The following is a 19,607-nucleotide window of genomic DNA, read 5'->3' on the forward strand; positions in this document are numbered from 1 at the left end:
AAAAGAGAACAATGGACTTTTACGACTCATGCTTCAACTCAACACGTTACGGCTAAAACCAATCCAAATTGTATGGGTTGGAATGGTGATTGCGATCGCCGGATGCACTCCACCTCAAGCTCAAATGCGTGAGTCATCTCCCCCGGTTATGACACCCACAGCGGTTTCTCCAACGCCATCAACGCCTGAAGATGCCCTGGATCAAGAAGACTGGCTTGACCTTCTCCTAGGAGAAACTGTTCGTGACCTTTCCTTTACTCAAACGGGAGCATTGTCCTATCAAGACACAATCCTACAGTCTGAAATCCCGGTATCCACCAGTAGCGACGGTGCCGTAACTTATGCAAAACGGTTAATTGTCTCACCGACCTCTCCATCCGGTCGTTACACCATTCTCAAAGCCTGCGAAGAAGTCACAGATGAAGGGCTATGTTGGGCGATTTATAAAGTCGATCGCGCTCAGCAAACCGTTCAAACTGTGAGTATTGGCAAATATGGTGGGCTCGACTGGGTGCAGTGGTCTGCTGACGATCGCTATGCTGTTTTTGTAGAAAAACTGGAAGGAACAGCCTGGTTTATCATAATGGACTTACAGTCAGGAGAATCGAGCATTTCCGACGAAATACCTGCACAGCCCGAGTTAGACAGCTTCACCTGGACGGGCGATCGCACCTTTACGGTCACCCTTGCTGACCAGTCCCAGTTTCAGGGAGACATTGAGATTTACTTTCCGCCGAAATAAACGGGGTCTTGGTCACGTCGATGCTTCATGGGAATCGGCGGTCCTTGTCTGTCGCCCGCTAAAGCTGCCGTTTTCTCTAGCGCTTCCCTGAGTCGCTTAGCAGCATAGATGGACATATCGCGGGGGACATTGATGCGATCGCGCAAATATCGCAGTCCAAAATCTGAGCCATCGGGTGGAATACACACTTCGCCAGTCATCATGGAAGTCAAGGCACAGCGGAGAGCCTGATCAAACAACTCATCATCGGCGGGGTTTACCCGAACGATGTTAGTGCGATGTTTGATTACGTAATACAGGGCTTCTCGGCGAGAGTTTGGAGGTTCTGGATAAGTCACATCCGGTAAGCCTAACCAGGGTCCATGATCCACTCGGTGCTGATTGGCGCGTGTTTGAGGTTCACGATTTTCCCAACAGCCGCCCATCTGGGGTGGCAAGTCGTGGACGTGAGTGTGAAAGTCACTTTGGGTGCCGCGATAGGTGGGTCGGCTTTCCATTGCGGCAAACCAGTCTGCAAAGCGAGGATTTTCCTCCCGCATGGAGTAGCCTTTGTAATAGTACAGACTGGCATTCATGCGCTCCACATACGGTGTGAAGATCACATCGGCAGTACCAAATTCTTCAAGAAAATAGGGTCCGGGAGTGCTGCCGAGGGCATACTCAACTTTTTCCACCACGTTGACAAATTGCTGACGGCTACGCTGCTCTTGTGGAGGTGACGAAGGATAGCAAAGCCAGCTACACCAGGCGCGAAACAGCAATCGTTCCAATTGCCGCAGGGGAAGTACCCTGGAGTCTTCCATGCCCTGACCCAACGGACCAAAAGCCCGTTCCAGAGCCAGCAAAATGTCATCACTTTCGGTGATCAGCCGTCCGTCTAACTCTAGTGCAGGTAGCATCCCGGAGGGCACCCTGCGTTTGTACCAGCTTTCCTTTTCCCCGTAACAAAACATTGTTACTTTCTCAATACGATACGGGATTTGCTTTTCCTCAAGCCATAGCCAAACTTTTTGACAGTAAGGGCACCAGGCATGATTATCACGGTACAAAGTCACCCGCACATCTGATTCGCTTTGGCCAAACAGACGCAACCGCGCTTGAGCGTTAGTGGGTCCATTAACGGTATCGATCTGAAAATCTGTGAGGGCTTCGAGGTCTGCCCAACCGAGGGGAGCAAGGGTCATGCGATCGCGTTCTATAAGTCGTAAGTCATCTCAAAGCTAGCTTACAACAGCTTCACATGTGGGACTATTCCAGGACTTTACCAGCTATCCTCTTGCTCATCGGAGCCATTCCAAACTTCCAGATCGAGGTCATTGAGATAGAGCAAGGCGCTACGAATTTGCGGCACTGTTCCCTGAAGCTGGAGGTCAAACCAACCATCCTCTCGGGCATTTGCGCTTAGCAAAGCTGCCGAAATGTTGACAGTCAGCCCATACTCAGAAATCAGGTTAGAAATGACAGGTTCCTGCTGGTAGCGCTTAGGAATTCGCACTCTGATGCGAGTTTGCGTCCGCCTTTGATCGTCAGATAGGGTTGTCATAGAACCTCCTGCCTCAAGCTTTACTCTGCATCTTTAATCGCTGTTTTCCGTTCCAGAATTTCTTTGAGTACCAGCGTTACAACGGCTAGCAAAGCCAGCAGCACTGCCGCTGCATAGGCGGACTGGGTTTGATATTGCTTATAAGCTTCTTCAACAAACAGTGGCAGGGTTTGGGTTTTGCCGCGAATGCTACCTGAGACGACAACGATCGCCCCAAATTCTCCCATTGCTCTGGCGTTGGTCAAGATTAAGCCATAAAGCAAGCCCCACCGAATCGAGGGCAGCGTCACCCGCCAAAATACCTGCCAACTGCTTGCTCCCAGCGTTTTAGCTGCTTCTTCTAGTTCTGGCCCCATTTCTTCTAAAACAGGTAAGACTTCACGGGCGACAAAGGGAAGCGTGACAAAAATCGTCGCCAGCAGCATTCCTGGAATGGCGAAGATAATTTTGATTCCGGCAGATTCCAGCAACGGCCCAAACCAGCCATTTCGCCCGTACAGCAACACAATCATCAAACCTGCGACGATGGGGGAAACGGAGAAGGGCAGGTCAATAATACTGATCAGCAGGGTGCGTCCAGGAAAGCGTTTGCGGGCTAGCGCCAGGGCTGCACAAATACCAAAAACGGTGTTGAGCGGAACGGCGATCGCCGCCATCAGCAGTGTCAGCTTCAGCGCATTCACAAACTCTCGTTGTCTGATTGTTTCAAGAAACCCTTCAATGCCGCCATCAAAGGCCTGCACAAACACATTGATCGCTGGAACCAGCAACACCAGCGCCAGGTAAACGACCACAATTCCAATCAGAACCAGCTTTGTCCATTCCCCTTTTTTGGCTAATTCCTTGCTGTCCGTCTTAGGGGATGGCTTGCGCGACAGTGGATTAAAAACTTCAGATGTCATAACGCCGTCCCCACGCCTGTAATAGATTAATTGCCAGCAAAATCACCAGTGAAGCACCTAGCATGACGGAACCAATTACCGTCGCGCCAGCATAGTCATACTGCTCCAATCGCTGAAAGATCAGCACCGGAGCGATCAAATCGTTAAACGGAATGTTTGCTGCCACAATCACAACTGAGCCATATTCTCCTACAGCACGAGAAAAGCCCAGCGCTACTCCTGTCAGAATCGAGGGCAACAGCGGCGGTAATAGCACTCGCCAAAATGTCTGAAACCGGGATGCGCCTAAACTCCAGGCGGCTTCTTCCAGTTCGGGTTCCAGTTCTCTCAAGACGGGCTGCACAGTGCGAACCACAAACGGCAGTGAGATAAATAGCATTGCAACCGCAACGCCAAGGCGAGTGAAGGATACTTTAATACCAAAGGGAGCTAGCAGAGAACCAATCCAACCACTATCGCTATAGATTGTTGCCAGCGTTAAACCTGCAACCGCAGTAGGCAGGGCAAAGGGGAGGTCAATGGCGGCATCTAAAATGCGTCTAAATGGAAACTCATAGCGCACCATGACCCAGGCGATGATCACGCCCATCACACCGTTGATCGCGGCTGTTACCAATGCGGTGACAAAGGTGACATCATAAGCAGAAAGCGCGATCGGAGAAGTGGCGATGCGCCAAATTTCAGCCGGACTAAGTGTGCTGGCTTTCAGCAAAAGGGCGATCACTGGCACAAACAGCATAATCGTCAGATACACCCAAGTAAACTGCCAGATAAACGGCAGGCGGGGAACTTGACGCAGTCTGCTGAGAAAAGATGCAGACTGAGAGTTTGAGGAAGGGGTCATCAGTCAAGACTCCAGTAACACGGGTCACAACGGGCTATTGACGCGATGTGCAGATTGCAATGTGTACATCGCGTCAATGATTAAAGACAAAACAAATTAAGCGCCAGCTTGAATCTGGTCAAACACGGCACCGTCATCAAAGAATTTTGCCTGAATTTCGTCCCAACCGCCAAAGTCATCAACGGTGAATAGGGTTTTAATTTCGGGGTAGTCGTTAGCAACTTCCGCTTTGACGCTTTCTTCAACGGGACGGAAGCCGACCTTGGCAAATTCTCGTTGTGCTTCAGGGGTAAACAAGAACTGTACAAACGCTTCTGCGACTTCACGAGTGCCGTGCTTGTCTACGTTGGCATCGACTACTGTGATTGGATTGTCGATGGAAATGTTGACATCAGGGATTACGTATGGCAACTCTTCCCCATTCAATTTTGCCAGCAACACTTCGTTTTCGTAGTTGATCAGCACATCTCCCTGACCTTGCTTAAAGAATACGTCAGTCGCTTCACGCGCATCTTTGGGCAAAACAGGAGCGTTTCCATAAACTTGAGTGACGTAATCTAAAGCGGCTGCGTCATCTCCGCCCGTCTGGTTGATTGCGCCCCACATCGCCAGGAAATTCCACCGCGCGCCACCTGAAGTTTTAGGATTGGCGGTAATGACAGCTACATCTTCTTTGGTCAGGTCCTGCCAACCTTGAACTGCTTTGGGGTTGCCTTCACGAGTTACCAGTGCAGCGACAGAGGAGTGAACGATTGAGCCGTTAGGAGCTTCTTCTTCCCAGCCTGATTCAATCAGTCCGGCTTCTTCGATTTTTTTGGTATCAAGGGCGAGAGCAAGAGCTACGACATCTGCCTCTAAGCCATCGATGACTGCGCGAGTTTGAGAGCCGGAGCCGCCATAGCTCTGATCAAAGATAACTTCCTGTCCGTCATGCTCGGCTTTCCACTGCTCGTTAAATAGAGGAATAATTTGCTCGTAAGCAGCCTGAGTGACGGCGTAGGAAACCAGGGTTAGCTCAACGGGACCGCTTGCTGCTTCACCCGATGTCGATTCACCTCCGGTTGTTTCAGAGGGGCTGCAAGAGGCGATCGCCAAACTCAGCCCTATTCCTACTAAAAACAGGGAGATTGGCCGCTTTAACAGACGCAGCGATCGCCCCAGCGTTAGCGGGGACAACCCACCCGCAACTGGAGATTTCAACCTTCGTAAGCCAAAAAATCGAGTGAAACGCTGCCACAGGTACATGAGAGAATACTCCTATTAAACACCGGTTAACGGATCGGAATACCGGATTTAGTTTGAATAAGACTGTACCATATATAAAATACAAGTGAATCATAAACGAATTGAATTTCGGGTTCGATATAAAACTAAATTTGTCAGAATATTTGCCAGAATGGGGTATTCCCTAATCGAGCAGCAATGGCATGGCAGTGAAAGCCAAGCAGTCTTTAGAACCCGATTCTTTGCAACTGCTGATTCAGGGCAATTGCCTGTTTCGGGGAATGGATATGGACTGGCTGGCGAACTATGTGTCGCCTGAGCAAATTATTCGAGAAAAGTTATACTCCAGTCGTCCGGTATACACAGCTTTTCGACCAGGGGTATCACTAGAGTTTTTGTATGCAATTTTGGCGGGCGGCCCGGTTATCGTTCGCAGTACGCCACTGGATCGGGTGATTGCGCTGAGCTATCCGGGAAGCTGCTTTGGAATGCGAAATCTTGCATTTGCCTATGGCAAAATCTCCCAGGCGTTTCCCAGTCTGGTTGAGGCGTATAAAACGACCGATGTGTTCAAAATTCCACTTGCGTCGGTGCAAGCACTTTACGAGGAAAGTGAAGTGTTTCGCGATCGCTATCACCTGCTGTTTGAGCTACGGGCTAAGTTTGAATATCATTTGCTCAATTGCAGCACCCATCCACCTCAAGCAGTGGCGGCTTTGCTGCGGGCGCTGATCTATCAGGAGCGATCGCTGGGAAATCAGCCCCAGGCAGACGGCACCTTTATGTTTGATTTGCCGATTGACATCATTGCCCGCGCCAGCCAGCTCAATCACCGCACCGTTGAGCAAGTGCTAAAAGGAATGCGGCAGGTGAAGCTGATAGATTCCGCAAAATCCACCGATCCTTCCAGCGATACAGTACGAGTGCTTGATCCCGAAGGGCTAAAGGAAGTCTATGGGGCAACCCGCGATAAAGTGTCCTGGTGGCCCCTGCGTTGAAAACTTGGCTTCTCGTCAGCTTCTCGTTCCCAGGTTTTACCTGGGAACGAGTATAACCAGCATATTCTCTTCCTGAACCTGTATGACTGTTTCCTTACCCTCACCTATTCCTGTAGCTCTAACTATCGCCGGATCAGATAGCGGTGGTGGTGCAGGCATTCAAGCCGATCTCCGCACCTTTGCCTTTCATCGGGTGCATGGCACCAGTGCGCTCACCTGCATCACCGCACAAAACACGTTAGGGGTGAGTCGGGTAGATGCGCTGCCTGCGGAGTCGGTGGTATCTCAAGTCGCAGCAGTCGTGGAAGACATTGGTGTTCAAGCAGTTAAGACCGGAATGCTGCTGAATCAGGAAATTATTGCAGCGGTATCTAAGCAGGCAGCAGAAATTCACCTGCCCAATCTAGTTGTCGATCCGGTGATGGTGTCGCGTACGGGGGCGCAACTGATTGACGATGAGGCGATCGCCACCCTCCAAAACGACCTGCTTCCTTTGGCGACCATTCTCACGCCCAATCGCTACGAGGCACAGATTCTCAGCGGTTTAGAGATCAAAACGTTAGAAGACATGCAGGCTGCTGCCCAAAAGATTTTTCAGCTTGGGGCAAAGTCTGTGTTAGTTAAAGGCGGCGGTATGGAAGGCGATTTGCGCGGGGTCGATGTGCTATTTGATGGCGATCGCCTCGATACTCTACAAACTTCAACCGTTAACACGACTGATACCCACGGAACGGGGTGTACTTTGTCAGCGGCGATCGCGGCTAACCTTGCCCTTGGTAAAGACCTGCATTCAGCCGTGCGGCTAGCAAAGGATTACGTCACGACTGCTCTGAATTATTCTTTGCGGATTGGCAAAGGACAAGGACCCGTCGGGCATTTCTTCCCACTCATTCGTTAATCCTTCCAGCTTGACTCCCAATCTGGGCAGGTTTCCGTCTCTGAGCCATAGGGGTACATCGCGCAAACTAGGACATTGCCGCCATACATCTGTCCGTGATAGTGGCGACAACCGACACAGGCAGGATGCTCATTCAGCATCGGCTCCAGCGTGTGAGTGACGGGTTCTGCGGCTTCACTCAAAGTAGCCTCTAGCCCGGTAAAAGCCTGCAAAATTGACTCAATCCACGGGTCTAGCTCTGCATCGAGGTTCGCAAGTTCAGGGGCGATCGCACTTTCGAGTTCAGACGCAACATCTTCAGAAAATTCTGCGAAGGCATCTAGAGCTTCAGTCATTTCTTTCGTGGCTTCCAGGAAAAACTGCTCTACTCCGACGGCGACCGTCTCAAACATCTTCACCCAATCGTGCGACCAACCTTCCATAATTTCCCAAACCTAAGCTGCAACTGAACTTCTAGCCCTGATGTGTAGATGAGGTGGACATTGCTCACCCTACAGAAGCCAAATTCTTGATCTTGAAACGCTAGTAGCCCACCCTGTAAAAGCTTTATCCCTGAGGATTTGTTGGGTTCCGCCCTGCTCTACCCAACCTACAGTTCTGCTATCTACAGGTTGTGTAGGTTGGGTGAAGCGCGCAGTGTAACCCAACATTCTAAGCTTGACACGCTACTACGACCACTGCTCATCCTTCGCCCTTTATTTTTCCCTTAGTCTCGCTTCAGCCGTCGCAGTTCTTCCTGTAGTTTTGTGACCTGATCGCGCAAATCATCAACTGGTTCGGGGGGCGCTTCGGATGGAGCTTCGTCTTCAGAGAGAATTTCGATTCGGCGGGGTTCGCCAGGTCTAGCATCAGTTGGGGGATTTGCTGGAGCCTGTTGTGCCCGATTCACCATTTCATCGACCAGCCGCTTTGCTTCCTCGGTGGTCATTTCGCCGCGTGCCACCATTTCGTCAGCAATTTTTTGGGCTTGCGATCGCAACTCGGTTAGCGTCATGCCAGCCTTTTCGCCTGCATAGGAGGCGATCCCAACCCCTAAGTAAAATGCCTTTTGGACTAAATCTCCAAAGCCAGCCATCGCTACAGCGACTCCTTAAATATCACAGGAAATGATCAAGAGAGATGCTTCCAGAATAGGAGTAAATCTGCCAAACTGCCTACCCGACTTTACAAAAGTCTCTCAAACCCAGGGCTTCTTCAAGTACCCCTCAACAAAAGTGACCCGGAGACCACGCCTATCACAAGCATCCCGTATTGCTGCTACCTTCCGGTCCTGACAAAGTTTGGGCGTTGTGATCGCATGGGTCCAGGTCAGCTTTAGCATAACACGTCCAGGAGGCGTGAGACAGGTCAACCGAGTTTAATGGCATAATTTTCTGGGTGACTTCTCTAGGGGCTAAAGGACGACTAAAAAAGTAGCCCTGCATGGCATCGCAATCGATCGATTGCAGGAAATTCCACTGCTCCAATGTTTCTACCCCTTCAGCAACCACTCCCAAATTTAAACCGTGTCCTAAGGTGACGATCGCTTGAATCATCGCTGCATCTTTAGGACTGGTGGCAAAATCTTGGATAAATTCGCGTGCGATTTTAAGCGTGTGGAGTGGAAACTGCTTTAGTGTGGCGAGCGATGAATAGCCTGTACCAAAATCGTCAATTGAAATATAGATGCCCATCTCTTGCAATTCTTTAAGGACTGAGATAGTCAACGGCAAATCGTGCATCGCGATTGTTTCAGTAATTTCTACTTCTAAATAGTGCGGATCGAGTCCTGTGTCTGATAAAACTTGAGTGATTAGCCGAGCCAAATTGGGTTGAAACTGGCGACCTGAGAGATTTACGGCAATCCGAATGGGGGAAAATCCGGCTAGCTGCCACGCTCGATTTTGGGTACAGGCAGTTCGCAGCACCCACTCACCAATGGTGTTGATTTGTCCGGTTTCTTCGGCGATCGCAATAAACTGATCGGGAGGAACGAGTCCACGTTGCGGATGCTGCCAGCGAATCAGTGCCTCTAGCGCCACAATTTGTCCGGTTTGTAAATTGACTTGGGGCTGATAGTGCAACAGGAACTCACCTCGCTCCAACGCTCTGTAAAGGTCGTTGACCAATACCAACTGATCTAATGCCCGCAGGTTCATATCAGCAGCATAAAGCTCAAAACTGTTTCTGCCTCGTTGTTTGGCTCGATACATCGCAGTATCTGCGTTCTTGAGCAATGTCTCAGCATCTTCACCGTCATAAGGCGCAAGGGCAATCCCGATGCTCGCTGTGATGTGTAACTCCTGCTGACCAAACTGGAACGGAGCTTCCAGCACAGTGAGAATTCTTTGAGCAATTTTAGTAATATCTTCTGCGGAATAAAGGTGGGGCAAGATCAGGGTAAATTCATCGCCGCCCCAACGAGAGATGGTGTCACTTTGCTTTAGGCATCTGGCGATTCGTTGTGCCACCTGTTGTAATAGTTGATCTCCAATGGCGTGTCCCAATGTATCGTTAATCGACTTAAACCGATCTAGATCTAGAAACATAACCGCTAGCATCTCTTCATACTGATGAACATGCTCTAGCGCCAAGGTGAGACGCTCGTCAAACAGTAATCGGTTAGGCAACTCAGTCAATCGGTCATGGGAGGCTTGATGTCGTATCGTATCTTCTACGCGCCTTTGCATCACTGCCATATATAGATGAGTTCCCAAAGCTTGAGCCAGCTTAATTTCCTCTGGAGTCCAACTTTGAGGGATTGTTTGCTGCCACGCCGCGGATGCATCCTGTATGTGACTGCCGTGTTCATTCTGCTCCAACCAATGCTTCCATAGGATTTCTGGACCAATCTCCTGACGAAAGATGCTTAAACACCCAAGATATTGCTGTTGATATTGAAGCGGCACGATTAGAATGGCGCGAATCGAAGTGGCTTCAAATGCAGGGGCTAAAGCTTGAAATTGAGCATTGTGGTCACGACTGTGAATGCTACAAGGATAGTGATTGGGGGAAACTGTGTTGTACTGACTGTGCTGACTAATCGGGCAAGGAACAGGTGCAGTGACCGCCAGGCGAGATTGAGGTGACAATTTGTAGGCGATCGCTTCGTAGCAGTCTGTGGATACTGTCAATGAGCCAGCGACAATGCCCATTGCCTGTTGCCAAAAATGGCTCTCTTCTAGCTGCACTAGCGCGGGCTGATCTCCAGAAGTGTAAAGTTGAGCCGCTTGTCCCGTTGAGTCGGCGGTAATGTAAAGCCGACCCCCAATTCCTCCAAAGGCGCGAACGGTTTCATCCAGCACCGTTTGTCGAATTTCTGATATCTCACAGGGGGAGTGAAGCAGGCGACTAATGCGGTTAAGAGTCGCTTCATATTCGACTTGTTGCCGAGTTTGACCCAGTAGATTAGCCTGAGCAATGGCAATTGCCACATGAGTTGAGAGCTGTTGGAGCAATTCAATTTCCCAGGGTTGCCATTCACGAGACTGCTTGCACTGGTGAGCGATCATCAGCCCCCACAGTTCTTCTTTGTGTAGGATGGGGACAACCAGCTTTGATTTCACGCCTAACTCTCGCAGGGTTTCGACTAGGCAAGAGGATATTTCATTCTGTTCGATGTCAGTGATGGCGCGAATCCGCCCCTGCTGATATATCTGGTGACAGCTTAAGGGAAAAATCTCTTCGGGCAAGGGGTGATCGAGCAGCGATGTGCATCCAGGAGCAACTGCTTCGTTGGTTACATATCCGGTGCCATTTGGATGAACTCGATAGGTCAAAACCCGATCAGCTTGTAGAAACTGCTGAATCTCTGAGACAGTCGTATTGAGAATCTGATCGAGATCCAAAGACTGGCGAATCCGTTGAGCAATCTCACTGATGAGATGTTCTCGTTCAACCTGCTGTCGCAGCGCTATTTCTGTTTGCTGGCGGTGAGAAATTTCATCCTGGGCTTGCTGGTAAAGTTCTGATTGGTTAATGGCGATCGCCGTCTGAGTTGCCAATTGTTTCAGTAACTCGATCTCATCCAGGTGCCACTGGCGAGATTCGCTGCACTGCTGAGCCACCAGCAATCCCCATAGTCTTGCTTCACTGACAATCGGTACTGCCAGATTCGCCCGCACCTGGAATCCTTCTAACAACTCCCGATGACAGGGGGTCAGGTTTGCGGTGTGAATGTCTGCAACCGCCTGGACTCGTCCCTGTTGATAAAGATGAATGTATGTTTCGGCAAAGTGGCGATCGTAAACCAGCGTACCCGTAATGGGGTGCCACTTCGAACCGACCGACTCTACTACCACATAGCCACTACCGTCAGGTTTTAGCTGGTAAATCAGCACGCGATCGCACTGAAGAAAATGCCGAACCTCGGATACTGTGGTATTGAGAATTTCTTCAAACTGAAGTGAGTGATGAATCCGCTGAGCCATTTCTGCAACTAAGCTTTCTCGCTCTGATTGCTGTCTTAACATCTCTTCTAGCTGCTTTCGCTCGGTGATATCGTTGCGAATTGCAACGTACTGGTAAGGTTTACCCTCGCCGTTCAGAAATGGAACAATAGTAGTATCAACCCAGTAATATGTACCGTCCTTCGCCCGATTTTTAATCTCACCTCGCCAAACTTGTCCTTGAGCAATAGTGCTCCACATCTTCTGGAAGAACGCTTTAGGATGGTAGCTAGAGTTGATAACGCGGTGATTTCGCCCGATCAGTTCCGCTTTGGAATATTGAGAAATCTTACAAAACTTATCGTTGACGTAGGTAATCGTTCCTTTAGCATCAGTAATAGCAACAATTGAAGATTGGTCAAGTGAAAACTTAATGTCTGCTAGCTCTTTCAGAGATCTTTGCAGTGCCCTCTCAGATGTTTTGCTCTTGTTCAGATCCCGATCGCTTGCATCTTTGATTGCTGCATAACTACGCCGCAGTTCTAGTTGGCTCATAACGTGACGGCTGAGGGCTTGCACGGCTTTGATTTGCCCTGCTGAGAGTTGACGGGACACCCGGTCAATCACACACAGCGTTCCAATTCGATAGCCTGCTGGCGTCACCAGAGGAAAGCCTGCATAAAATCGAATATGAGGCGCACCCGTGACTAACGAGTTTGTAGCAAATCTTGGGTCTAAAGCAGCATTCTTGATAATGAATGGGTCTGATTGCAGAATTGCGTAGGTACAAAAAGCGATGTCGCGATGGGTTTCTGATACGGCTAGCCCTACTTTTGACTTGAACCACTGACGGTTTTGATCAATTAGACTGATTAGAGCAATTGGAGTACTACAAATGTCGGCCGCTAGTTGAGTCAAATTATCAAATTCAGGTTCAGGCTCAGTGTCAAGAACTTGGTATTGATAAAGGGCGTTGAGCCTTGCGGGCTCATGCTCAACTACTGGAACACACATTTTTCTGATTCCTGATTACTCTGTGGGTTGCGCTATGGACAGGTTACGTACGGCTGATGAGGTATGGAAGCAATCATCTCAGCGGTAGTTGTATCGTAAAGCAGGTTTGTCCACTCCCACTTTCGATATAAATAGAGCCGCGTAGATGAACAAGCATTTCTTTGACTAAGGTTAACCCCAGTCCTGTACCGCCTTGTTTCCAGCGATCGCTATTGGGAATGCGATAAAACTTATCAAAAATCCGAAGCTGTTCTTCGACCGGAATTTCAACTCCGGAGTTGCTAATTTCAATTTGCACACATTCTGAACTCGATCGAGCATGGATTGAGATAGTTTCATGAGGTGGTGTGTATTTGCAGGCGTTGTGTAAAAGCTCGGACAGCACACGGTGCAGGGTGTCTGAGTCAGATACTATTGTTGGAAGGCAAGGCGCGATTTGAAGTTCTAGCGTGATTTGCCGTTGCTGAATGCGGTCTTCAAACGGGCGGATCAAATCTATCAGCCAATCCCTTAAATCAATTGCATCTACCAGATCTAAGGATTGCTTTTCAGACGCTAGTCCAGACTCTAATCGCTGTAATTCTAGCAAGTTGTTGACCAGGGTAAGTTCTCGTTCGCACTCGGTTTGCAGAATCTTTAAATGAGTCAGCGTTTTGATGTAAGCAGGATTTTGTTGCGAAGTATCACCGCTATCAGATCTTCCTGCCGCTAGTTGATGCTCCAACATGTGGATTGCTAATTGCATATTGGCAAGAGGCGATCGCAAGTCATGAATCGCCTGGTTCAAAAAGTTGTCTTTTACCTCATTGAGTTGCTTTAGCTCTTCCACTTGGCTTTGGGCTGCCTGGTAAAGGCGTGATTGCTGGATGGCGATCGCACATTGCTTCGCAACTTTTTGCAGCAAATGGATTTCAAGTTCTGTCAATGTTTTAGATGTTGCTTGAATCACCCATAGGTTTCCCAGGTTTTCATCATTATGGTTAATTGAGCAGGCAAACAGTGTGAACTTTTCTTCAGGCAAATTTGTGTTGAAACAGAACTGAAGATAATCTGTTGCTCGAAGACAATGATTAATTTCCGGATCGTGATCTAACGAGAGAACTTTAGTTTGAAAGCTAGAAGTAGGGGCTTGGGACGAGGAACTAGAGATCAATCTTTGTTGATCAGTATCTGTTCGTAAGACAATGTAGCAGTCTGCCTCTAATTCTAGAGCTAGCTCTTGCACGACAGCGTTTAAGCTGAAGGTTTCATCCAGCGAAGCTCGTACTGTCTCGCTGATGCGAGATAGTGTTTGTTCGATCTCTAATGCTTGTTGAAGCTGTACAACACAACCCTGCATCTGTGCCTTTAAATCAACATCGGTTGAGCTCAGACTAGACAAGAACTGTGAGCAAATTTCAGGAAGTGATTCTGGCAGGGATGTTAGCATCTTGCTATCCATTAACAGGTGAGGAGATGTGAAGGAGATTGGAACTAATGAAAGGATTGGAAGTTTGAAAGAAGTGTGGACACAAGCAATCATCAGTAAAGCGTCAGTAAATAGTGTTGATGCTTCAAAGCATCTAGACACAGCTACTTAACAAATAAAGAGAACTTCCTCAATTAGCAGGCGATCGCCTATCGAAGCGTCTTCTAGCAATGCAGCCTTGATGGGTTCCCCTGCTTCCAGTGTTCCATTCACTGTAAAGTTAAAATCTTGAGTAAATATCAATCCTTGGCTTTGTAATCTTTCCGTTACGATAAATCGCGCAACTTCCATTAAATTGAGTTCCGGTTCTAGATGTTGGTGATGATGCAAGATCCAGCGACAGGCTTCTGGATCTTGTTCGGCTAATTCGTAGATCGCTTGTAGCAAGGCATCTCGGATGTAGCTGGGACTGGGTAGAGCAGTCAGAAACTTCTTCAGCGATCGGATTGCCGCTAGGTTTTGAGTTTTGAATACTTCAACAGCAACGCCTTGAAACGCACTGTAGTTTTGGGGCTGTCTCGCCATTTTTGGAATTCCTTCACTAGAACGAGAAGGTGAGTGAACTAAACAGACAGCTCTCATGCAATCTGTACAGGCAGGTAATACAACCTGTTGGGATTGGTTAGGGCTTATGGGAACTGCCTTTGAAGCAAGAAATTGAGGCACAGGATTGCTATGACATTGGATTATCAGATCGATAATTTGGTATTGCACAAATTGAGAATGATGCGGAAATTCCTAATATCCGAATTGCCCGCTGTAGGGGCACGGCATTGCCGTGCCCCTACGACATCATTCGTTAAATGTGCAATGCCGATGATTTGAAGCTAAATCGAGAGTGTGAAAATTTTGTGACAGTGTCCCAAACCTTATCTATTCTTGCCAATTCAGGATTGCTCGAATTTGGGCAATCAGGGCTGGTATCTTGAATGGTTTAGTAATAATTCCTGCAATGCCCAGTTCTACCAGGGGTTGATGTTCTGCGGGATTTGCCTTGGCGGTCAGCATAATAACTGGAATTGATCGCGTTTCTGGATTCTCCTGCAATCTTTGAAAGGTGGCGGCTCCATCTAGATCGGGCATCATCACATCCAGTAGAATTGCGTCGAATGGTTCTGCCTCAGCTAGGTTCAATCCCTCAGCTCCAGAAGCTGCGGTTAACACCTCCCACCCAGCCGCCGCTTCTAAGCTGAATTGGATAATTCGCCGTGCTCCGTCTTCGTCGTCAATGAGCAGAATCCGTTTTGGCATGGCTTCTTTAGTTTTCTGCTGAAGAAGGTAACGTAAAGTGAAGGCTGCTTCCTTGATCTAAGCTACTCGTGGCCCAAATGTCTCCCCCATGCTGCTGCACAATACTTCGGCAGATGGCTAGTCCTAACCCGGTTCCGCCTTTCTTGCGAGAGTCTGAGGCATCGACCTGCTGGAATCGCTCAAAGATGCTCTCTAGTTTATTGGTAGGAATGCCGCGTCCCTGGTCACGAACCGTAATCAGGATATAGGGTGGGAAAGTTTGTAGTGGCTGTTTTGCTTGCTGATTTGTTTCTGCTTGCTGACTGGTTTGAGCCTCTTTGCAGATCTCGGCAGTTAGCCAAATTGTACTGTGGGCAGGCGAGAACTTGACCGCGTTACTCAATAGATTTGTCAGGACTTGGAGAATGCGATCGCCATCAACCTGCAAAACGACCGATAGAGGTTCAACCGATAAGGTAATTGCAGCTTGACTGGCTGCAAGCTGCATAAAGTCAGCTGCTCGGTTCATCAGTTCTGCTAGATTCCACGATTTTTGCTCCAGGCGAATTTTGCCCGATTCTAACCGTTCCAAGTCCAAAATATCGTTCACTAGGCGAGTGAGGCGATCGGTCTCGGCTGCGGCAATGCTAAGGGTTTCCTTTCCTCGCTCTGATTCGGGTTGAATTAAACCTGTGGATAGTAATTCCAGTGCGCCACTGATCGAGGTTAATGGAGTTCGCAGCTCATGGCTGACGATCGAGATAAACTCAGCTTTCATCTGGTCCAGGTTGTGGCGTTCGGTAATATCTTCACCAATGCTAATCGTGCCAATGGATTTCCCTTCTGCATTTTGCAGTAGTGTATTGTTCCAGGCAATCATGCGTTCCTCTCCAAGCTTGGTTACGATTGAGTTTTGGTAGTGTGGATGAAAACCTTGTTCCAACACTTCCTGGAAACAAATTTGGACGGTGGATTTTTGGCTCGAAGGAAGGAAGTGGTTAAACCAGTATTTCCCTAACACTTCCTCTTTTGTATATCCGGTTAGCTTTAGAAAGAAGGGATTGATGTACTCGACGTTGCCATCCTGATCTAAGCCAACAACTATTAGCTGCACATTGTCTAAAAGAAAGTGCCAGCGTCGATCGGCTTCTACCAGAATGGCTTCGGCTCGTTTGCGATCGCTAATTTCAGTCACAATTACTCCTACTCCGACCGTTTGAGTCTGACTGTCGTCATCCAAAATCGGAAAGTAGGATGCCAACCAGTGCCGGATTACTTCGGGCTGGCTTGGCACGGCTGTGGCAATCTCCATGTCGAGAATTGGCTGTCCTGTCGTGAGAACCTGCTGGTGCAGAGGGGTTACAACAGGAGCCAGTTCTGGTAGTAATTCTGTGGCTGTCTTACCAAGGTGAGCCTCTACCGAGTGTCCATCAATTGCTGCAAGGGCTTCGTTGATTTGGATAAAGCGCAGACCTTGATCGTGAATGCATAGCCCAATCGCTGCTGAAGATGCTGCATTAAAAAAGTTATTCAAAAGGTTGCTCGTTCTTTGAAGTTCAGCGGTTCGCTCAGCTACCCGTCGTTCTAATTCTGCATTTAGCTGTTTCACGGCTGCTTCTGCCTGTTTGCGCTCAGTCACATCTCGGGTCACTGCTAAAACCAGGGAGCTTGTTTCATTAGAGGTGTGTAGGGGTACTGCATGAGACTCTAACCACCGTCGAGTTCCCTTTAATCCAGTGATTTCAAACTCAAGGGTCGTAGTCTTTCCCCGGGCGACTTGTTGCGTGAATTCTAGAAACGCTTGCTGCTGAGCGAGTTCAATTAGGGGGCAGATGCACTGACCCAACACTTGTTCTAAGCTATCAGCCTCAATCATTGCAAGTCCGGCGGGATTCATGTTTTGCAAAATTCCGTCAGCCGTAATTACCTTGACGCATTCCGGCTCGGCTTCAAAAATCGCCCGAAATTGTTGTTCGCTTTGCTTTAATGCAAGCTCTAACCGTTTGCGATCGTCAACATCCATTAACGTTCCGCTCATGCGAACTGGCTTATCCGTTTTGTCATAAAAGGCTTGCCCTCTGCCTTCAACCCAATGAACGCTGCCATCTCTCCAAAAGATACGATACTCATGTTTATAGATACTGTGCTCTTGAATGGCAGTTTGAACGGCTTGATTTAGCTTTTCTCGATCGTCTGGATGTACGCAAGACTCAAATGTTTCAAACCGACCATCAAATGTATTGGGAGCAAAATTCAACAGTTGCTCATGTTCTGGGCTCCAGGTAATCTCTCCGGTGATTAAATTCCAGTTCCACATCCCCATGCGGGCAGCGTGCATCGCAAGTCGCAGTTGCTCTTTCCTTTCTTGCAGGCGGCGATCGCTGATCTGCTGAATCTGATGCCGAGCATTCCTCAATTCTGAAATTAGATAATTGATCAGAAATGAAACAATGGCAATCAAACTTAATCGCAGCAGTCTAGCTGGATCAGTGATTGGGAGGGAGGAGGCTGAAGGGAGAAAGAAGTAGTCGCTTGAGAGCAGGGAGAGCAATGTTGCGAGTAATCCCGGTTTGGTGCCACCGATCCAGGTGCTGACGGCGATCGCTGCGTAGAATAAGCTAAATGATACCGGGGCAATCAGGGAGTAGAGTAGCTGGGTTAGAACAGTCGCCACAACAACTGACAGCACCGCAACAGCATAGGGGGAAGTGTGACGCATTTTGCTCAACATGGCTGCTTAATTCTCCAATCCCCGTAATTTTTTCAACACCATCGCATGTTCTAATCGTCGGATCACTCGGGCTACCAATTCTGCTGCTCGGATGGGTTTGCTAACATAATCGTCTGCTCCTACCATAAATACTTGTTGGATGGTTTCGTCATCATTACTGGCAGAGATCATCAGAATAGGCAAATCTCCGAACCGTAAATTGTTGCGAATCTTCTGACACAACTCGATGCCATTTGTCCCTGGCATTTCGATATCTAGCATGAGCAGGTCGGGTTTCACTGCTTCTAAGCTGCTCCAAATTTGCTGCGGGTCACTGAGTAATGCAACCTGAAAGCCCCAAGGCTGCAACATAGACTGCACGAAAGCTAAGAGCTGAGTATCATCGTCTACAATCAGCAATTGCGATCGCTGGGGTAATGCAAGCTTCTCCGGTGAAGAACTGGAATTACACCCTTTTTCAGTCGTTGACGGTGATTGCGTTTGAGGAAATGGTTGTATTGCTTGGCGCAACTTTGATGTTAATTCAAGCAAATTCGCTTGTTCTGGCTGATTCAATAAGTCTGTTTTAAGCAGTTGCTCAATCTGTCCTGACATTTCAGAAGCATCGTCCAGATCAAACAACCCTAAGGAACCTTTAAGCGTGTGGGCTTCTCGCTGCGCCTGCTGTCGGAGTTCCTCGCTGAGCGAATTGGTTTGTAAGGCGGAAACTGCCCGTTCAATCACTGAGAGGCGATCGCTGTACTGTGCCCGATGCTGCTCCCAGAAGGGGTTAAGCGGGATAGAAGAGTAAGGGGATAGAGAAGTAGGCTGTTGGGGGATATCTGCCTCTCCTACCGCTGCGTCTGCGTTTGCAACCTGAGCTTCCTTTAACCGATAACCCAATCCATAAACTGTCTCCAGCCAATCTTCAACGCCAATTTCCTTAAGCCGCTTGCGTAACCCTTTGATTTGCGCTCGAACTGCATTTTCAGTTGGCGTATCCTCTAGCATCCAAAGATGCTCGATCAATGTTCCATGACTAAAAATGCGCTGAGGATGCCGCAGGAAAAGCTCTAACAGGCTATATTCCTTGGAACTGAGATGAAAGGGTTGACCTTGGTAGCTAGCCTGACAAGCACTGGGGTCTAGCTGCAACTGTCCCCATTCTAAGCAGGGCGATCGCCCCACATTGCCTCGGCGCAATAAGGCTCGAACTCGCGCCAAGAGTTCATCCAGGTTAAAGGGTTTGACAATATAGTCGTCGGCTCCTGCATCTAGCCCTGCGACTCGACTGCTGCTTGCACCCTCAGCCGTCATCAAAAGGATGGGAGTATTAAGATTAAACGGTTTTAGCGAAGAACGTCTTTCATGCCGCAATCGTTGGCAAAAGCTGATTCCATCTAGCTTTGGCAACATCAGATCCAGCAGAATCAGATCATACTCAAAAGTTTCTGCTAAATCCCATCCTGTCTGCCCATCTGCTGCGACCTCAACTAAGTAGTGTTGGGCTGTTAAGGACTGTCTGAGTAACTCAGCGATCGCTTGATCATCTTCAATCAGCAACACTCTCATGGGAAAGTCTGATCCTTAGGCAGAATAGGGAGATTTGGGTCAAGCAGTTTCGTACCTTTGGATATCCGGTTTTTGACGGGTTGTTACTCGGTGCA

The 19,607-nt window shown here is 48.6% G+C and carries 15 protein-coding genes, 1 other RNA gene and 2 pseudogenes; 3 read left to right on the plus strand and 15 right to left on the minus strand.

Translation table 11 applies throughout. The features are described 5' to 3' along the window. Positions 1–28 precede the first annotated feature (28 nt). Positions 29–742 carry a hypothetical protein gene (locus H6F88_RS16230; RefSeq protein WP_190643795.1) on the plus strand — a complete coding sequence of 238 codons (714 nt, stop codon included), beginning with the start codon at positions 29–31 and terminating at the stop codon, positions 740–742. Here H6F88_RS16230 and H6F88_RS16235 read toward each other — a convergent pair. From H6F88_RS16235 to H6F88_RS16255, 5 genes are all read right to left on the minus strand, one after another. Further along, on the minus strand, positions 724–1,926 hold the full coding sequence (locus tag H6F88_RS16235; protein ID WP_190643796.1) for a glutathione S-transferase family protein: 1,203 nt from the start codon (positions 1,924–1,926) through the stop codon (positions 724–726). The genes H6F88_RS16230 and H6F88_RS16235 overlap by 19 nt on opposite strands. Positions 1,927–2,003: 77 nt before the next feature. Next, positions 2,004–2,285: an NIL domain-containing protein gene (locus tag H6F88_RS16240; protein ID WP_190643797.1), complete on the minus strand. Its 282-nt coding sequence runs from the start codon at positions 2,283–2,285 to the stop codon at positions 2,004–2,006. A 20-nt stretch (positions 2,286–2,305) separates the two neighbouring features. After that, positions 2,306–3,187: a sulfate ABC transporter permease subunit CysW gene (gene cysW, locus H6F88_RS16245; protein WP_190643798.1), complete on the minus strand. Its 882-nt coding sequence runs from the start codon at positions 3,185–3,187 to the stop codon at positions 2,306–2,308. Beyond that, positions 3,177–4,031, minus strand: a complete 855-nt coding sequence (gene cysT / locus H6F88_RS16250; protein ID WP_190643799.1) for a sulfate ABC transporter permease subunit CysT — start codon at positions 4,029–4,031, stop codon at positions 3,177–3,179. Before cysT ends, cysW begins: the two co-directional genes overlap by 11 nt. 96 nt (positions 4,032–4,127) lie before the next feature. Next, positions 4,128–5,276 carry a sulfate ABC transporter substrate-binding protein gene (locus H6F88_RS16255; RefSeq protein WP_190643800.1) on the minus strand — a complete coding sequence of 383 codons (1,149 nt, stop codon included), beginning with the start codon at positions 5,274–5,276 and terminating at the stop codon, positions 4,128–4,130. A 182-nt stretch (positions 5,277–5,458) separates the two neighbouring features. Between H6F88_RS16255 and H6F88_RS16260 the strand changes: the two genes are divergently transcribed. Continuing rightward, positions 5,459–6,253, plus strand: coding sequence for a Crp/Fnr family transcriptional regulator (locus tag H6F88_RS16260; RefSeq protein ID WP_190643801.1), 795 nt, complete (start codon positions 5,459–5,461; stop codon positions 6,251–6,253). Between the two features lie 82 nt (positions 6,254–6,335). Next, a complete protein-coding gene (thiD, locus tag H6F88_RS16265) occupies positions 6,336–7,151 on the plus strand; it encodes a bifunctional hydroxymethylpyrimidine kinase/phosphomethylpyrimidine kinase (RefSeq protein WP_190643802.1) in 816 nt (271 codons plus the stop codon). On the opposite strand, the gene H6F88_RS16270 is transcribed toward thiD, so the two are convergent. The 10 genes and pseudogenes from H6F88_RS16270 to H6F88_RS16325 form a co-directional block, all read right to left on the minus strand. Next, positions 7,148–7,573, minus strand: a complete 426-nt coding sequence (locus tag H6F88_RS16270; RefSeq protein ID WP_190643803.1) for a hypothetical protein — start codon at positions 7,571–7,573, stop codon at positions 7,148–7,150. The two genes, thiD and H6F88_RS16270, sit on opposite strands and share 4 nt — an antisense overlap. A gap of 284 nt (positions 7,574–7,857) precedes the next feature. Next, positions 7,858–8,226 carry a phasin family protein gene (locus H6F88_RS16275; RefSeq protein ID WP_190643804.1) on the minus strand — a complete coding sequence of 123 codons (369 nt, stop codon included), beginning with the start codon at positions 8,224–8,226 and terminating at the stop codon, positions 7,858–7,860. A 138-nt stretch (positions 8,227–8,364) separates the two neighbouring features. Further along, positions 8,365–8,461: signal recognition particle sRNA small type (gene ffs, locus H6F88_RS16280), an RNA gene on the minus strand. Between the two features lie 147 nt (positions 8,462–8,608). Then, positions 8,609–10,285 (minus strand): annotated as a pseudogene (locus H6F88_RS34510) (EAL domain-containing protein); the annotation flags it as partial. A 276-nt stretch (positions 10,286–10,561) separates the two neighbouring features. After that, positions 10,562–12,532: pseudogene (locus H6F88_RS34515) on the minus strand (GAF domain-containing protein); the annotation flags it as partial. Between the two features lie 73 nt (positions 12,533–12,605). After that, a complete protein-coding gene (locus H6F88_RS16305) occupies positions 12,606–13,961 on the minus strand; it encodes a GAF domain-containing sensor histidine kinase (RefSeq protein ID WP_190643805.1) in 1,356 nt (451 codons plus the stop codon). A gap of 147 nt (positions 13,962–14,108) precedes the next feature. Continuing rightward, the gene (locus tag H6F88_RS16310) at positions 14,109–14,525 is read right to left on the minus strand and encodes a hypothetical protein (RefSeq protein ID WP_190643806.1); all 417 of its coding nucleotides are present in this window, start codon (positions 14,523–14,525) and stop codon (positions 14,109–14,111) included. 348 nt (positions 14,526–14,873) lie between these two features. Then, entirely contained in the window at positions 14,874–15,251 is a 378-nt protein-coding gene (locus H6F88_RS16315; protein WP_190643807.1) for a response regulator, read from the minus strand. Between the two features lie 7 nt (positions 15,252–15,258). Continuing rightward, positions 15,259–17,961: a PAS domain S-box protein gene (locus H6F88_RS16320; RefSeq protein WP_190643808.1), complete on the minus strand. Its 2,703-nt coding sequence runs from the start codon at positions 17,959–17,961 to the stop codon at positions 15,259–15,261. A gap of 6 nt (positions 17,962–17,967) precedes the next feature. Then, positions 17,968–19,512 (minus strand): response regulator, encoded by a 1,545-nt coding sequence (locus tag H6F88_RS16325; protein ID WP_190643809.1) that lies wholly within the window; start codon positions 19,510–19,512, stop codon positions 17,968–17,970. Positions 19,513–19,607: the final 95 nt, after the last annotated feature.

Source organism: Oculatella sp. FACHB-28 (genome assembly GCF_014696015.1).
GTDB lineage: Bacteria > Cyanobacteriota > Cyanobacteriia > Elainellales > Elainellaceae > JAAUTN01.

Bases quoted from the DNA above. Each gene is read 5' to 3' on its own strand.
- thiD (WP_190643802.1), top strand. From the start codon at position 6,336: ATGACTGTTTCCTTACCCTCACCTATTCCTGTAGCTCTAACTATCGCC.
- cysW (WP_190643798.1), bottom strand. From the start codon at position 3,187: ATGACATCTGAAGTTTTTAATCCACTGTCGCGCAAGCCATCCCCTAAG.
- H6F88_RS16310 (WP_190643806.1), bottom strand. From the start codon at position 14,525: ATGGCGAGACAGCCCCAAAACTACAGTGCGTTTCAAGGCGTTGCTGTT.
- H6F88_RS16325 (WP_190643809.1), bottom strand. From the start codon at position 19,512: ATGAGAGTGTTGCTGATTGAAGATGATCAAGCGATCGCTGAGTTACTC.
- H6F88_RS16260 (WP_190643801.1), top strand. From the start codon at position 5,459: ATGGCAGTGAAAGCCAAGCAGTCTTTAGAACCCGATTCTTTGCAACTG.
- H6F88_RS16305 (WP_190643805.1), bottom strand. From the start codon at position 13,961: ATGCTAACATCCCTGCCAGAATCACTTCCTGAAATTTGCTCACAGTTC.
- H6F88_RS16270 (WP_190643803.1), bottom strand. From the start codon at position 7,573: ATGGAAGGTTGGTCGCACGATTGGGTGAAGATGTTTGAGACGGTCGCC.
- H6F88_RS16230 (WP_190643795.1), top strand. From the start codon at position 29: ATGCTTCAACTCAACACGTTACGGCTAAAACCAATCCAAATTGTATGG.
- H6F88_RS16275 (WP_190643804.1), bottom strand. From the start codon at position 8,226: ATGGCTGGCTTTGGAGATTTAGTCCAAAAGGCATTTTACTTAGGGGTT.
- H6F88_RS16315 (WP_190643807.1), bottom strand. From the start codon at position 15,251: ATGCCAAAACGGATTCTGCTCATTGACGACGAAGACGGAGCACGGCGA.
- H6F88_RS16240 (WP_190643797.1), bottom strand. From the start codon at position 2,285: ATGACAACCCTATCTGACGATCAAAGGCGGACGCAAACTCGCATCAGA.
- cysT (WP_190643799.1), bottom strand. From the start codon at position 4,031: ATGACCCCTTCCTCAAACTCTCAGTCTGCATCTTTTCTCAGCAGACTG.
- H6F88_RS16320 (WP_190643808.1), bottom strand. From the start codon at position 17,961: ATGTTGAGCAAAATGCGTCACACTTCCCCCTATGCTGTTGCGGTGCTG.
- H6F88_RS16255 (WP_190643800.1), bottom strand. From the start codon at position 5,276: ATGTACCTGTGGCAGCGTTTCACTCGATTTTTTGGCTTACGAAGGTTG.
- H6F88_RS16235 (WP_190643796.1), bottom strand. From the start codon at position 1,926: ATGACCCTTGCTCCCCTCGGTTGGGCAGACCTCGAAGCCCTCACAGAT.